At 68.5% G+C, this 15,526-nt stretch carries 13 protein-coding genes; 9 read left to right on the top strand and 4 right to left on the bottom strand.

Annotated features, from left to right (window positions below; all coding sequences use genetic code 11):
- Window positions 1-374: 374 nt before the first annotated feature.
- The 7 genes from CFB47_RS29065 (at window position 375) to CFB47_RS29095 (ending at window position 9,720) form a co-directional block, all read left to right on the top strand.
- Window positions 375-1,868, top strand: coding sequence for an aldehyde dehydrogenase (locus CFB47_RS29065; protein ID WP_089457709.1), 1,494 nt, complete (start codon window positions 375-377; stop codon window positions 1,866-1,868).
- A gap of 118 nt (window positions 1,869-1,986) precedes the next feature.
- Window positions 1,987-2,307 carry a high-potential iron-sulfur protein gene (locus tag CFB47_RS29070; protein WP_089463056.1) on the top strand — a complete coding sequence of 107 codons (321 nt, stop codon included), beginning with the start codon at window positions 1,987-1,989 and terminating at the stop codon, window positions 2,305-2,307.
- 232 nt (window positions 2,308-2,539) lie between these two features.
- The gene (locus CFB47_RS29075; protein WP_089463057.1) at window positions 2,540-4,471 is read left to right on the top strand and encodes a sigma-54-dependent Fis family transcriptional regulator; all 1,932 of its coding nucleotides are present in this window, start codon (window positions 2,540-2,542) and stop codon (window positions 4,469-4,471) included.
- 49 nt (window positions 4,472-4,520) lie between these two features.
- On the top strand, window positions 4,521-6,248 hold the full coding sequence (locus CFB47_RS29080; protein ID WP_089463058.1) for an ABC transporter ATP-binding protein: 1,728 nt from the start codon (window positions 4,521-4,523) through the stop codon (window positions 6,246-6,248).
- On the top strand, window positions 6,241-6,933 hold the full coding sequence (locus CFB47_RS29085) for a S8 family serine peptidase (RefSeq protein ID WP_089463059.1): 693 nt from the start codon (window positions 6,241-6,243) through the stop codon (window positions 6,931-6,933). The genes CFB47_RS29080 and CFB47_RS29085 overlap by 8 nt, the downstream gene beginning before the upstream one ends.
- Window positions 6,930-8,255 (top strand): NAD(P)/FAD-dependent oxidoreductase, encoded by a 1,326-nt coding sequence (locus tag CFB47_RS29090; RefSeq protein ID WP_089463060.1) that lies wholly within the window; start codon window positions 6,930-6,932, stop codon window positions 8,253-8,255. Before CFB47_RS29085 ends, CFB47_RS29090 begins: the two co-directional genes overlap by 4 nt.
- Before the next feature lie 325 nt (window positions 8,256-8,580).
- The gene (locus CFB47_RS29095; protein ID WP_089463061.1) at window positions 8,581-9,720 is read left to right on the top strand and encodes a porin; all 1,140 of its coding nucleotides are present in this window, start codon (window positions 8,581-8,583) and stop codon (window positions 9,718-9,720) included.
- 49 nt (window positions 9,721-9,769) lie between these two features.
- Here CFB47_RS29095 and CFB47_RS29100 read toward each other — a convergent pair whose 3' ends face one another.
- The 3 genes from CFB47_RS29100 to CFB47_RS29110 form a co-directional block, all read right to left on the bottom strand.
- Window positions 9,770-9,973 carry a DUF2970 domain-containing protein gene (locus CFB47_RS29100; RefSeq protein ID WP_043178166.1) on the bottom strand — a complete coding sequence of 68 codons (204 nt, stop codon included), beginning with the start codon at window positions 9,971-9,973 and terminating at the stop codon, window positions 9,770-9,772.
- Window positions 9,974-10,095: 122 nt separating this feature from the next.
- Complete coding sequence (locus tag CFB47_RS29105; protein WP_089463062.1) at window positions 10,096-12,216, bottom strand: pyridoxamine 5'-phosphate oxidase family protein; 2,121 nt, start codon at window positions 12,214-12,216, stop codon at window positions 10,096-10,098.
- Window positions 12,217-12,251: 35 nt separating this feature from the next.
- Entirely contained in the window at window positions 12,252-12,896 is a 645-nt protein-coding gene (locus CFB47_RS29110) for a glutathione S-transferase family protein (protein WP_089443133.1), read from the bottom strand.
- 126 nt (window positions 12,897-13,022) lie between these two features.
- On the opposite strand from CFB47_RS29110, the gene CFB47_RS29115 reads away from it, so the two are divergent.
- A complete protein-coding gene (locus CFB47_RS29115; RefSeq protein ID WP_089463063.1) occupies window positions 13,023-13,973 on the top strand; it encodes a LysR family transcriptional regulator in 951 nt (316 codons plus the stop codon).
- A 231-nt stretch (window positions 13,974-14,204) separates the two neighbouring features.
- A complete protein-coding gene (locus CFB47_RS29120) occupies window positions 14,205-14,468 on the top strand; it encodes a fucose-binding lectin protein (protein WP_039356445.1) in 264 nt (87 codons plus the stop codon).
- A gap of 312 nt (window positions 14,469-14,780) precedes the next feature.
- On the opposite strand, the gene CFB47_RS29125 is transcribed toward CFB47_RS29120, so the two are convergent.
- A complete protein-coding gene (locus CFB47_RS29125) occupies window positions 14,781-15,431 on the bottom strand; it encodes a TetR/AcrR family transcriptional regulator (protein WP_256946768.1) in 651 nt (216 codons plus the stop codon).
- Window positions 15,432-15,526 lie beyond the last annotated feature (95 nt).

Consider the following 15,526-nt stretch of genomic DNA (forward strand, 5'->3'; position numbering starts at 1 on the left):
GCACAGGCCGTGCCAATTGCCGACGTCGGGTTTGCCACAAGGAAAACACGCGCTTTTACCGCCGAACGCTCGGGAAAATCCCGATTCAAACCGGCGCGCCAAACCGGCATTCGCGCGCCGTTGCGGCGGTGTGCCCATGACGGCCGGCAGCATGCGTGCCGCATGTCGCGTCTCACGTTGCATCCGGATTCTCAAATTGAGACGCCACTCGGCCAACGCGGCGCGACGCCGAACGTGTGCGCGATCGCGGGCCGTCACGCCGCGCGCCCCGCGCCGCATGGCGGGCGCGGCGCGCACGCAGGCTGCCGCGTCGACGTTGGTATGGAAGCTGCTTTTCGCCTCGACACCCGAACCCCGATGAGCGAGGAGCTTCCATGCAGGCAACGTTGTCGTTACTTCCGCAAACCCAGTCGTTCATCGCACGTACGCCGTCGATGCTGATCGGCGAGACGTGGCGCGCCGCCGAAAGCGGCGCCACCCTGGCCGTCCACAACCCCGCGACCGGCGACGAGCTGTGCCGCGTGCCGGCCTCTGGCGCGGCCGACGTCGACCGCGCAGTTCGCGCCGCCCGCCACGCGTTCGACGATTCCGCATGGAGCCGCATGCGGCCGCGCGAACGGCAGAACCTGCTGTGGCGTCTCGCGGATCTGCTCGAACGCGACGCACAGCAACTTGCCGAACTCGAATGCATGAACAACGGCAAGAGCGCGCAGATCGCGCGCGCGATGGACGTGCAGCTGTCGATCGACTTCCTGCGCTACATGGCCGGCTGGGCGACCAAGATCGAAGGTGCGACCGTCGACGTGTCGATGCCGCTGATGCCCGACAGCCAGTTCCACGGCTTCATCCGGCGCGAGGCCGTCGGCGTGGTCGGCGCGATCGTCGCGTGGAATTTCCCGCTGCTGCTCGCGTGCTGGAAGCTCGGCCCGGCGCTTGCAACGGGATGCACGATGGTGCTGAAACCCGCCGACGAAACGCCGCTCACCGCACTGCGGCTCGCGGAACTCGTGCAGGAAGCCGGTTATCCGGCCGGCGTGTTCAACGTCGTCACCGGCACCGGCGTGGAAGCGGGCGCCGCGCTCGCGCACCACCCCGACGTCGACAAGCTGACGTTCACGGGCTCGACCGAAGTCGGCAAGCTGATCGGCAAGGCCGCGATGGAATCGATGACGCGCGTGACGCTCGAACTCGGCGGCAAGTCGCCGACGATCGTGTTCGACGATGCGGACCCGGCCGTCGCGGCCGCGGGCGCGGCCACCGCGATCTTCTTCAACCACGGCCAGGTATGTTGCGCGGGCTCGCGCCTGTACGTGCAGCGCAAGCACTTCGATCGTGTGGTCGGCGACATCGCGGGCATCGCGAGCAACATGAAGCTGGGCAACGCGCTCGACCCGTCGGTCGACATGGGCCCGCTGATTTCGGCAAAGCAGCAACAGCGCGTGGCCGGTTACATCGAGCGCGGCCGCGAATTGGGCGCGCAGCTCGCGTGCGGCGGCGAAGCGTACGGCCCCGGCTTCTTCGTGAAACCGACCGTGCTCGTCGACGTCGACCAGAAAGGGCCGCTCGTGCAGGAGGAAATCTTCGGGCCGGTGCTGGTCGCGATGCCGTTCGACACGATCGACGATGCGATCCGCCTCGCGAACGACACGCGCTACGGCCTCGGCGCAAGCATCTGGACCAACAACCTGTCGGCCGCGCACCGGATGATCCCGAAGATCCGCTCGGGCTCGGTCTGGGTCAATTGCCACAGCGCGCTCGATCCGGCGCTGCCGTTCGGCGGCTACCGGATGTCGGGCTTTGGCCGCGAAATGGGCGCGGCCGCGATCGAGCATTACACCGAGTTGAAATCGGTGCTGATGAACGTGTGATCGCGTCGCCGCGCTGAGCGACACCCGCGCCGCGCGACACGGTCGCGCGGCGTGCCGGTCCGCCCGTGCCCGCATTCCGCCGCGCCTTTCCCCCACTCCAACGACACCGAGACACCCGATGCCCCGCCTCCCCGCTTCCCGCCGTACCTTCATGATCGCGGCGGCCGGCCTGCTGTCGGCCGCCGCGCTGCCGCGTGCCGCCTCCGCCGCGCCGGCGCTGCTCGACGAAACCGATCCGGCCGCGAAAGCGCTCGGCTATCGCACCGACGCCGCTCACGTGAACCGCGCCGCGTTCGCGCGCTATACCCCTGGCCAGGACTGCGGCCGCTGCAGCTTGTACCAGGGCAAGGCCGCAGATCCGGACGCACCGTGCCCGCTGTTCGCCGGGAAACGGGTCGCGAACGGCGGCTGGTGCAACGCGTACAACCCGCGGACGTAAGCGTCGCCGTCGCAAGCATTCCGCCCACCCTCGAGCCATGCACGCCGCCCCGTCACGCACGTCGATCGCGGTCCGCCCGCCCGCACGAATCGCCCGCACTGCCGCGCCCCGCCTGGGCCTTAGGTTTTTGACCCGATGGATTTATGCGCGGGCTTATGACAGACTCGGCGGGCCTTTTTGCGTGAGGCCGCGCCGGATCGGACGGCCCGACATTCTCCTGAGGAGGGGCGACGTGCAAGACTACTTCCCTTCCGGCCAACGACTTCCGGACCGGCTGCAGGCAACCCGCCTGATTCGCGAGCGCCTCAGTTCCGATGGCGTGCTGCCGCAGGGTTGCCTGCGCATCGAAATCGACCAGTCGTGGCGGCGCAGCCTCGATCACGGCGTGCGCTGGGACGACGACGCGCGGCTGAACCTGCATGAATTCTGCAACCTCGACGAGTTGCACGACGCGAACCGCCTGCTGCTCGCCGCGGCCGCCCCCGAGCTCGAATTCCTCGCCGAGCGCTGCGGACGCGACGGGATGATCCTGCTGGCCGATGCGCACGCAACGATCCTGTCGGTCGACGGCGACGCGAGCCAGCTCGCCGCGCTCGGCATCGGCGATATCCGCGCCGGCGCGAGCTGGTGCGAATCGCTGCGCGGCACGAACGCGCTCGGCACCGCGCTCGTCGAAGGCCGTGCGGTCGCGATCGACAGCGGCGAGCATTTCCTCGGCCGGCTGAGCCGCTTCTCATGCCGCTCGCTGCCGCTGTGCGACCCGCACGGCAAGCCGATCGGCGTGCTCGACCTCACCCGCGAAGGCGAACTGCCGCTCACGCTCGACGACATGTCGATGCTGATGAGCGCCGCGGCCACGCACATCGAGACGCGCCTGTTCGATGCCTATTTCCCCGAGCACGTCGTGCTCGTGTTCCACCCCCGCCGTGCGTATCTCGGTTCGAGCTGGAGCGGCGTGCTTGCCGTGTCGGAAGACGGCCGCATCGTCGCCGCGAGCCCGCATGCGTGCAACCTGCTCGGCACGGCACGCGACGCGCTCGTCGGCCGCCGCTGCGAAAGCGCGGCGCTCACGCGCACGCCGTCGTTCGTCGCGTTCGCCGAGCAAGGCGGAATGCTGCACGTCGAAGGCGTCGACGCCGCGTTCCATTGCAAGGCGCTGCGCCTGCCGCGGGCGACCGCGGTGCCGAAGTTGCGCGCACGCGAGCCGGCCCCGGCCGCCGCCGCTCGCCACGATGCCGGCGCGCAGGCGCTCGCGGCCCTCGCCGGCCGCCAGCCGCGCCTGCTGCGCGCGCTGACGATGGCGCGGCAAGGTCTCAACAACGGGCTGCCCGTGCTCGTACAGGGCGAGACGGGCACCGGCAAGGAAGTCGTCGCACGCGCGCTGCACGATGCGAGCGCGCGCGCCGGCAAGCCGTTCGTCGCGGTGAACTGCGCGTCGATTCCGGAAGGGCTGATCGAGTCGGAGCTGTTCGGCTATCGCGACGGCGCGTTCACGGGCGCGCGCAAGGGCGGGATGACGGGCCGGCTGATGCAGGCGCACGGCGGCACGCTGTTTCTCGACGAGATCGGCGACATGCCGCTGCACCTTCAGGCTCGCCTGCTGCGCGTGCTGCAGGAACGCAAGGTCGCGCCGCTCGGCGCGGGCGACGAACAGGCGATCGACATCGCGGTGATCTGCGCGACGCACCGCGACCTGCAGACGATGGTGCGTGACAAGTCCTTCCGCGAAGACCTCTACTACCGGATTCACGGCGTGAACGTCCTGCTGCCCGCGCTGCGCGAACGCGACGACGTCGACCTGATCGTCACGGCGCTGCTCACGCGGCTCGGTGCGCCGCACGTGAGCGTGAACGCCGAACTCGCCGACGTGTTCCGCCAGCATCGCTGGCCCGGCAACATCCGCCAGCTCGAGATGGTGCTGCGCACCGCGCTCGCCGTGCGCGACGAGCACGACGCCGTGCTCGGTCTCGATCATCTGTGCGACGGCTTCATCGACGGCGTGTGCCCGGCACCGGACGCGTCGTTCGGGCTGATCCGCCGCCACGAGGACGACCTGATCCGCGAATCGCTCGCGCGCCACGACGGCAACGTCGCGGCCGCGGCGCAGACGCTCGGCATCAGCCGCGCGACGCTGTACCGTCGCCTCAAGCGGCTGCAGTCATGAGGCTGCGCGCGCGTTCGTCCGCTGCGTTCGTGACGGGCCGGTCGCGCCGATGCTGAAACTCGTCCTGCGTTTCGTGAAGACCGACGACCGCGCGCAGCTCGCGCACGCGCTCGGCTGGCTGTACGGTTTCGTGCGGCCGCACCGGCTCGCGATCGCCGGGCTGCTCGCGCTGTCGGCCTGCGCGTCGCTGCTCGCGCTCGCGCAACCGTGGCTCACGAAGGAGCTGATCGATCGCGGGCTGATCGGCAAGGATGTCCGGATGCTCGTCGCGATCGCGTTCGCGATGGTGTTCGCGGGCTTCGTCGGCACGCTGCTCGGCGGCATCAACCGCTACCTGCATACGCGGCTGTCCGGCCGCGTGCTGTTCTCGCTGCGCAGCGCCGTCTACGCGCACCTGCAGCGGCTGTCGCCGTCGTTCTACGGCCAGCGCCGCCTCGGCGACCTGCTGTCGCGCCTCGACGGCGACGTCGCCGAAATCCAGCGCTTCGCGCTCGACGCGCTGTTCTCCGCCGTCTCGAACGTGATCGGGCTGGTCGGCACGCTGGTGCTGCTCGTCACGCTGTCGTGGAAGCTGTCGCTGCTCGCGCTACTGCTGATCCCGTTCGAGGTCCTGTGGCTGCGCACGATGCGCCGCAAGGTCGAGCGCGATGCGCGATCGGTGCGCGAAGGCGCGGCCGACGTGTCGTCGTTCCTCGTCGAGACGCTGCCCGCGATGAAGTTCATCCAGGCCGCCGGTCGCCAGCGCGCGGAACAGGCGCGGCTCGACGGGCTCGGTGATCGCTACATGGAACGCCTGCTGAAGCTGCAGGTCACCGAGTTCATCACGCAATCGGTGCCCGGCACGCTGACGTCGCTGTCGCGCGCGGGTGCATTCATCGTCGGGGGCTACTGGGTGATTCGCGGCGACTGGCCGCTCGGTTCGCTGATCGCGTTCTCGAGCTATCTCGGGATGGCGATCGGCCCCGTGAAAAGCCTGCTCGGCCTCTACGTCGCGCTGCAACGGATGACGGTCAGCCTCGGGCGCGTGATGGAGCTGCAGCGCGCGCCGGTCACCGTGCAGCCGCCGGCCGACGCACGTGCGCTGCCCGCGCACGGCGATCTCGAATTCGTCGACGTGTGGTTCGCGCACGACGAGCGCGCGCAGCCGGTGCTGCGCGGCGCCGGTGCAAGCGTGCCGGCCGGCAGCAAGGTTGCGCTGTCCGGGCTGTCGGGCAGCGGGAAGTCGACGCTGATCGACCTGCTGCAGCGCTTCTACGACCCGCAGCGCGGCAGCGTGCGGATCGACGGCATCGATTTGCGCGACGTCGATCTCGACGCGCTGCGTCGCCACGTCGCGGTCGTCAGCCAGGACATCGTGCTGTTTCGCGGCAGCCTCGCCGACAACATCCGCTACGCGGCGCCGCTCGCGACCCATGACGACATCGTGCATGCCGCCCGCGCCGCGCAGCTCGACGAACTGATCGCGACGCTGCCGGGCGGGCTCGACGGGCCGGTCGGTGAACGCGGACAGCAACTGTCCGGCGGCCAGAAGCAGCGGATCGCGATCGCGCGCGCACTGCTTCAGGCACCGGCGATCCTGGTGCTCGACGAAGCGACGTCGGCGGTCGACGAAGCGACCGAGCGGCAGGTCATCGCGCAGATCGACACGCTGTTCGGCGACCGCACGCGCATCCTCGTCAGTCACCGCGCATCGACGCTCGCCGGCGTCGACCTGCATTTCGAACTCGCGGACGGACGACTCGCGCGGCGCACGCACCGGGATATCGCGCATGCGTGACGATCGGGCCGTGCGCGTGGGCGTCGTCGACAGCGGCTATCCGCCTGCGCTGGACGCACGCGTCGCCGCCGCGCGGCGCTTCTCGTTCGACGCGGCTTCCGTGGTGCAGGCCGGTGCCGTCGAGCCCGACCGGATCGGTCACGGCAGCGCGATCTGCACGACGATCGCGGCCGCCGCACCCGAGGCGGCGTTGTGCGTCGCGCAGGTGTTCGAGGCGCGCGGCGTGACGAGTGCCGCACAGATCGCCGACGCAATCGACTGGCTGCTCATGCAACGCGTTCGCGTGATCAACCTGAGCCTCGGCGTGCGCGCCGATCGCGACACGCTGCGCGACGCATGCGCGACAGCCATCGCGCAACGCGTGACCGTCTTCGCGTCGAGCCCCGCGCAAGGCACGCCAGTGTTTCCGGCAAGCTATCCGGGCATCGTGCGCGTCACGGGCGATGCGCGCTGCGTGTCGGGCCAATGGTCGTGGCTCGACAGTGCGCAGGCCGATTTCGGCGCGGTCGTGTCGAGCGGCGCACCGCGCGCGCCGGCCGGCGCGAGCATCGCGTGCGCCGCGCTCAGCGGCCATGCGGCGGACTGGTTCGCGCGTCATCCGGATGCCGATACGGCTGCCCTGCTCGATCACCTGCGCACGGACGCCACCTACATCGGCGTCGAGCGACGTACGCACGCATCATGAACCGCGCATCGGTCGTCGTACTCGGCGCGGGGCCGGCGGGCGCCGCCACCGCACTCGGGCTCGCGCGGCTCGGCTATCCGGTCACGGTCGTCAGCGAATGGCGGCGCTTCGACGCGGTCGAAGGCGTGTCCGAGCGCGTGCTGCAGGGGCTGCGTCATGCCGGCCTCACGCACGCGGCCGCCTGCGCGCTGCCGCCCTGTGCACGCGCGACCCGCTGGAACGGCGACACGCGTACGCTCAATCGCGAACACCTGATCGACCGCCGCCGTTTCGACGCGGCGCTGCGCCACGATCTGGCCGATGCCGGCATGGCGGTGCGCGAAGCGACCGTCCGCGCGGTGCAAGCCGACGGCGACGGGCATGCGATCCGCATCGACACGCCGGCCGGTGACGTCACGCTGCATGCGGCGTTCGTCGTCGAGGCGCGCGGCCGGCTCGCGCCGCTTGCACGCGATGCGATGCGCGGCCCGCAGACGCTGAGCCTGCTGAACGTGTGGCAAGGCACGCCCGGCGACGCGGCTTGCGCGATCGAGAGCTTGCCGGACGGCTGGGCGTGGATGGCGCGCCTGCCTGACGGCCGCTGCTACTGGCAGGCGACGCTCGACGTCGCGACCGCGGCGCTACCGCCACGCGACGCGCTGCCCGCATGGTGCGCAACACTGCGGCAGACGCCGCTCGCGCATGACTTCTTCGGTGCGGGGGGGCGGGATACCGGCGCCGCTGCGCGGGTGTTCGCGCGCACCAGCAGCGCGACGCTGTGCGGCGACACCGGTGGCACGAACTGGCTGCGTGTCGGCGACGCGGCGATGGCTGTCGACCCATTGTCCGGCAACGGCATCTTCCAGTCGCTGTCGTCGGCACTGCAGGCGCCGGCCGTCATCCATACGCTGCTCAAGCATCCCGAACGCTCGGCACTCGCGCTGCGCTTTCACGCGCGACGCATCACCGCGCTGTTCATGCGTTTCGCGCGGATCGGCCGAGACTTCTACGCGCTCGACACGCAATGGGCCGACCGGCCGTTCTGGCATGCGCGCCGCGCGTGGCCGGACGATACGCCATCGCATCGCGCGCCCGATTTCGGCGCGCTCGCGATCGAGCGTGCGCCCGTGATCGACGGCGACACGATCGTCGAGGCCGACGTCGTCACGAGCCCCGATCAGCCGCTCGGCAGCTGGCATCTGCAAGGCATCCCGCTCGCGCCGATCGTCGCGGCGCTGCGCGAGCAGCCGGTGGCGCAGGTGCTGGCAGCGTTCGCGCCGCCGCAGGCCGCGCTGGTGCGGCACTGGCTCGAAACGCAGGGATATCCGTTCGTGCGCGCGTGACGCGCTGCTGCTTCTGCTTCGTTCACTTCTCCCGCTCCGTCATGCCACGACTCACGCATCGCGGCACGCGCTTTTGCGCCCGCACGATTGCGCCTCGCCGACAGTCTCAATCTGAGACGCAACATGCGACACGCGATGCGAATTGCTACGCGATTTGCGCGCGATCAAGCCCGTTCGACGATCGCGTCACGATGAAACGGAACGCAGCCCGCGCATCGCGGTCTTGAAACGCGTGATGGCACGCCATCTGCTTGTCGAAGGTCACGCGCCGCTCACGCCGCGCGCAGGACCATCGACCGTTTCACCTTTCTAGCCCACACCCCACATGAAAAAATCACGCTTCATCCTTTCAGCAGGATTCCTGATCGGTTTTTCGACCGCGCATGCGCAGAGCTCCGTCCTGATGTTCGGCATCCTCGACGAAGGCATCAACTACACGAGCAATGTCGGCGGCAAGTCGTCCTGGCAGATGGCGAGCGGCGATCTCGCGACGAGCCGCTGGGGCATCAAGGGCAACGAGGATCTCGGCGGCGGGCTGCGCGCGATCTTCGACTTCGAAAGCGGCTTCCTGGTCGAAAGCGGGCAGCTCGGCTATGGCGGCCGTCTGTTCGGCTACCAGTCGTATGCCGGGCTGCAGTCGGACCGGCTTGGCACGCTGACGCTCGGCCGCCAGTTCGATACCGTCGCCGACACGATCGGGCCGCTGACCGCCAACGGCAGCTGGGCGGGCTTCCTGTTCTCGCATCCACTCGACAACGACAACACCGATGCGTCGTTCCACGCGAACAACGCGGTGAAGTACACGAGCCCCACGTGGGGCGGCTTTTCCGGCACGGTCATGGTTGGACTAAGCAACCTGGCCGGCGGCTTCGCGCAGAACCGGATGCTCGGCGTCGGGCTGAATTACGCCTACCAGACGTTGTCGGTCGCCGCTGTCTACGAAAACATGTCGAATCCCGGCACCACGGCGGGCGGCGCGCTGACGCCGGACGACACGGATTTCGTCGCAGGCAACCAGAAGATCTACGGGATCGGCGTGAACTACGGGATCGGGCCTGCGACGCTGGGCGCGGTCTATTCGCACGTGAACGTCGGCCAGCCCGACGCGTCGATCTATGCGGGCAGCCTGGGCCTCGCGAATGCGCGACTCACGTTCGACAATGTCGAAGTCAATGCGAAGTACAACGTGACGCCGTCCTTCCTCGTCGGCGGCATGTACACGTACACGCGCGGCGGACTCGATCGGGCCGGCGCGAAGTCCTCGCTGCACTGGAACCAGTTCGGCGCGATGGCGCAGTACCTGCTGTCGAAGCGCACCTCGGTCTATACGCAGGTCGCGTATCAACTGGTGGGCGGTAGCGCGACCGGCACGCCGCTCGACGGCGGGCTCGTGCCCGGTTCACCCGGCGCGTCGTCAAACGGGCACCAGCTCGTCGCGCGCGTCGCGATGAATCACACGTTCTGAACGGGTGCGCCGCGTGCCGCCACGGGAACGCGTGCGGCACGCGCGACGCTCAGAACCCCTGCATCGTCACGGTCGGATCGACGACCAGGTGCACGACGCCGTAGATGACCGCGCCGACGAGCACCGCGAGGATGATCGCCACGAACGGCAGCATCGTGAAGTTGGCATTCGCGAGATCAGTCGCGTGCGCCTTGCTGTTGCGTACGCCGAAGAAACTCCACAGGACCAGTTTGATCATGCCGAGCAGTTTCATGATTGCGCTCCTTTCATCTATCGGTTGACGCTATCGTCGATCCGACCGGCATCTGAGAAAAGAAGCAGTTGCGTGCGCTTTTCGCGCAGCAGGCTGTCTGCGGCGGCATGTCGCAGCGTGCGTCAGCGGTCGAGCACGAGCCGTTCCGACCCCTTCGCGGGCCGCGCGACGCACAGCAGCGCGCAACCGGGTTCGACCGTGGCATCGGGCGCCTGCTCGTAGTCGACCGCGCCGGACAGCACGCGCGTCGCGCACGTGCCGCATGAGCCGGAGCGGCATTCGGATGGCACGTCCACGCGCTGCCCCTCCGCGAATTCGAGCAAGGTGCCGTCGGCGGGCGTCCACGCGGCTTCGCGGCCGGTGCGCCGGAAGACGACCGGCACGCTCGCTACCGCCGCCGGCATTGCGGCCGCGCGGGTCGCGCTGCGTGCCACGCTCGACGGCCCGAATGCCTCGAAACGGATGCGTTCGTCCGGCACGTTCAGTGCGCGCAATCCGTCGTACAAATCGCGCATGAACGCCGACGGCCCGCAGAGGTAGAAATCGTAATCGTCGAACGAAAGGATCCGCTTCAGTTGAGCGATGTCGATGCGGCCGGCATGCGCTGCCGAGCCTTCGTGAGGATGACTGTCGAACCAGTGGAGCGACAAGCGCGCGTCGGTGGCGGCGACGCGTGCCAGTTCCTCGGCGAACGGTCGATCAGCCGCTTCACGCGCACCGTGTACGAACACCACGCGGCGTAGCGGTTGAGCGTCGGCCAGCGCACGGCGCAGCATCGCGATCATCGGCGTGATGCCGATACCGGCCGACAGGAGCACGGCCGGGCGCGGGCTCGCCAGATCGAACGAGAAGCGGCCGCGCGGCATCTGCGCGTCGAGCGTGATGCCCACGTGCGCGTGATCGTGCAGCCACGCCGAGACGCGCCCTTCGCGCTTCACGGTGATTCGATAGTGCGCGCCGCCCGGTGCATCGGAGAGCGTGTAGCTGCGGATCGCCGGCGCATCGCTGCCCGGCAGCGGGATGCGCAGCGTCAGGTGCTGCCCGGGTTCATAGGGAGGCAACGGGCCGCCGTCCACCGGTTCGAAATGGAATGAGCGGATCGCGCGCGCTTCGTCGACGATCTTTGCGATTCGCAGTGGACGCCATGCGGGTGCCGACGCCGATGCGGTCGGCAATGCGGATGCGGATGCGGATGCGGATGCGGACGATACCACCACGCCTGCCCCTGCCCCTGCCCCTGCGCCTGCGTTTGCGACCACACCCGCCGCCATCACCGCGAACTGCGGCGCACGCTCGACCGCCGACCACCGGAACGGCAGCACCGCGCGCATGCGCCGCACTTCCCGCACATGGAACCGCACGACCCGCTGCGCGCCGTCGAACGACGCGACGAGCGGCCCGTCCCACACGATCTCGGCGCGCGCGGCCACATACAGCAGGTCGCCGTGGTCGAAATCGATGAACAGCAGCCCCGCGCGCGGATCGTGCTGCAGGTTCCCGAGCGTATTGAAGAAGCGATTGCCGCTGAAATCCGGCGTCGTCAGCGTGCGCGCATCGTCGACGCGCACGAAACCCGGCATCCCGCCGCGATGCGACACGTCCGCGCCGCGCGCGGCGCCCGCGTCCGCCGACGTGTTCGCGCTCGCGACGAAGAACGTATCGGCCTGCGCAAGCAGCGCGCGATCGGCGTCGTTCAGCGCGTCCGACACGTCGGGCTCGGCGAACGCATCGACTTCCCGTGCGACGAACGTCGGCTTGCGCCCCTGGATGTACTTCGCGCAGTTGCCGAAGCTCTGCTCGACCGCGATCGTCAGCGCATCGTCGTCGGCTGCGCGCACGACGCCGTTGACGCGATTGCGCCGCCGCGTATCGAATTCGATCCCGAGCCCGCCGAGCGGCGCACCTGGTTGCCACGCGCCGGCCAGCGGATCGCCCGGCAGCGCGCGCGCCGCGATGCGCAGCGTGCGCGCATCGGGCGACGTCACGAACCCCGGCGCGCCGGCTCGCAGCGACGCCCACGGCTGGCCATGCGCGTCGACGCCGCCGAGCACGAAGAACGGCAATTGCGCGAAAAACGCCCGGTGCTGGTCCGGCATGAAGCGCCGGATCCCGCGCCGTCCGGCCGAACCCGCGGCGTCCGTCACGCCCGCGCGCTGCTGCACGGCGAGCTCGCCCGCGTGAAACGGCGCGGTATCGAGTTCCCAGCCCGGTACGACGGCGGTCGGAACAGTCGGGGCATTCATCGCGTTCTCCCTGAGCAGGCTCGGCTTCGGTGGTGTTACGCGGCGAGCAGGCCCGCGCGCGTCGTCGGCATCGCGACGAAGCCCGGCAGCGCCTCGATGCGCGCCAGCCACGCACGCACGTGCGGATACGGTTCGAGCGACACGCCGCCCTCCGGCGCGTGCGCGATGTACGAATACGCGGCGACATCGGCGATCGTCGGTTGAGCGCCGGCGGCAAACGGCTTGCCGGCCAGCTCGCGGTCGATCACGTCGAGCACTTTGGCGGCCGTGCGCTTGGCGGCCTCGTGGTCGAGCTGCGCGCCGAACACGGTCACGAGCCGCGCGGCGGCCGGCCCCGATGCGATCGGCCCGGCCGCATACGACAGCCAGCGCTGCACGACCGCCGCGCCAGCCGGATCGTCGGGCAGCCAGTGCGCGTCGCCGTAGCGCTTCGCGAGGTACACGAGGATCGCGTTCGAATCGGCGATCACCGTGCCGCCATCGTCGATCACGGGCACCTGCCCGAGCGGATTGAGCGCGAGAAACGCCGGTTCGCGTTGCGCGCCGGCGGCCAGATCGACGTCGACGGTCTCGGACGGCAGGCCGAGCAGCGACAGGAACAACCGCACGCGATGAGCGTGCCCGGACAGCAGGAACGAATAGACACGGATCGGTGAAGCAGGCTTGTTAGCGGCAGACATGGAAACGCTCCGGGCTCTCGCGCCGCCGGGGATCGGCGACGCACAACCGCAGCGTAGCGCTCGCCGTTCGTCACCAGAAGACGGATAATCACGGAAACATCATCCTCTTCCATAGGACAATCGACGATGGCCGACCTGCGCGACGTGAACCTGAACCGGCTGGCGATCTTCGTCGCGGTGGTCGACGCCGGCTCGCTGACAGCCGCGGCCGAGCGGCTCGGCCTGGCGAAGACGGTCGTCAGCACGCACATGCAGCGCCTCGAATCCGAGGTCGGCGCGAACCTGCTGGTGCGCACGACGCGGCGGCTGAGCGTGACCGATGCGGGGCGGGCGTTCTACGACGCGTGCCGCGACATCGTGCGCGCCGCCGAAAGCGCGCTCGACGCGGTGTCGTCCGATACGGGGCCGCTTCGGGGCACGCTGCGCGTGAGCGTGCCGATCGACTACGGTGCGCTGGTCGTCGCGCCTGCCGTCGTCGCGTTGCGCGACCGGCATCCGGGGCTCGACGTCGAACTCGTCGCGAACGACCGCGTGGTCGATCTCGTCGCGGACAACCTCGACGTCGCGATCCGCATCGGCCGTCTCGCCGATTCGAACTATCGGGCGGTGCAGCTCGGCACGTACGAGAAATGGCTGGTGGCGAGCCCCGCGTTTGTCGCCCGCCATGGGCGGCCACAAGAACCGGATGCGCTCGCCGCGCTGCCGTTCGTGATGCTGTCGTCGCTGCCGCACGCGCATACGGTCAAACTGGAAGACGCGAACGGCAACACCGCTTCCGTGCGCTGCGTCGCGCAGGTCGTGTCGAACACCGCCACCGCGTGCCGCGCGATCGTGCTCGCGGGCGGCGGCTTCGGGCTGCTGACGGATTTCTCGACCGCCGAAGACGTCGCGGCGGGCCGGCTCGTGCGGTTGTTGCCCACGTGGCGCTCGGCGCCGGCCGGGATTCATGCGGTATATCCGTCGACGCGGCTGCCTTCGCCGAAAGTGCGGGCGTTCGTCGACGCGATGAAGGCGAGGATCGGGGAGACGGCGGGGACGCGGGTGGATGCGACGCGAGCACCACCCACAAGCAGCTGATTCCGGATAGCCGGCCCACTCCGGCACGACCGCCTGCAATCCAGGCGCATTGACTCACCTCCAATATCCTTTCTCCGGGCTTTCTCATTCAAAACGAATACGCCCTTTATCATCTCCAAAAAACAGGCATTGCCTTTCCCATTTTTCTACTAATCTTATTCCCGGTAATACGCTGATTTGCGTTTACCGAAACGTTTCAATTCTCCAATTTATTCAATCAAGGAGTCTGAAATGCAAACCGCCGCAATTTCATGGGGAACCACGCCGTCGATCCGCGTCTACACGGCCAACGGCAACAAGATCACCGAACGCTGCTACGACGGCCAGAACTGGTACACGGGCGCGTTCAACCAGGCAGGCGACAACGTGTCCGCCACGTGCTGGCTGGCCGGAAGCGCGGTCCACATCCGCGTGTACGCGACCAGCGGCGGCTCGACGACCGAGTGGTGCTGGGATGGCGACGGCTGGACCCGGGGCGGCTATACGGGTTCCTGATCGAGCGTGCCTGGGGCGCGAGGGGGTTTCGCGCCACGATCGGCGCAATGCGAACCGGATTTCGCCTTGCGCCGCTTTTTAATTCGCTCCACGTTGTTTTGATCAATTCACCGCCACATGGAATCAGAATTAAAAACAATGACAGTTTCTTGAAATTTTTTACCCCCAAATATCGCCGATTTTTTATTTATGCAAAAGGCGATTAAATCGAGCAAGAAAACAGCACGGCTCCGGTAGCCGTGCAGCTGATGTTTTATTTCCATTTTCGACCGGCAATGCCGGGCGGCCATGCAAAAGCGCGATGCCTTCCGGTTACCCCACCTCCCGCAACGTCCCCAGCAGCACCTTCCTGCAACTCGCGACCATCTGCGCCTCCGGATCGCGATAGTCGGTGAGCAGCCACGCCGCGCCGACGTTCGTCATCGCGCCGACGAGCGCGAGCCCGATCAGCCGCTGCTCGGTGCGCTCCGCCGGCGTTGCCGCTTCGCGCGGCGCGCCGATCGCCATGATCAGCTTGCCGAAGTCGATCAGCATGCGCTGGTAGGTCATGTCGGTGTCCGCGCTCACGCCCATCACCTCGAGCAGCAGCACGCGCGCCGCGCACGGGTCGCGCAGGAACGCGAAGAACGCGGCGAGCCCCGCATCGACGCTCTCGTGCAAATCGCCGCCGCGCTCGGCCACCGCCCGCCCAACCGCTTCGTGCAATTGCTGCGCATGATGCAGGTAGGTGCAGCGCAGCAAATCCTCGGTGCTGTCGAACGCCGCATAGAAATAGCGATCGTTCAGCTTCGCTTCCTGGCAGATCGACCGCACGGTCGCCTTGCGGAACCCGACCGTGCCGAACACGCGCGTCGCCGCGCGAATCAGCGCGTCGCGCCGCTCCGCGGCCCGCACCTCGGGCGCCACGCCACCGTACGACCGGCCCCTTTTTTCCGTTTTTTCCGTTTCGAGTGCTTTCTCCATTCCGCTATTTGACATCAGGACACCCTAAAACTAAAGTGGTGACGAACAACACCACAATAGATGCGCCGCCGGTACAGCGCAAGCGGAACGGGAGG

It is taken from the genome of Burkholderia sp. AU27893, from assembly GCF_002223205.1.
In the GTDB taxonomy this organism is placed as follows: domain Bacteria; phylum Pseudomonadota; class Gammaproteobacteria; order Burkholderiales; family Burkholderiaceae; genus Burkholderia.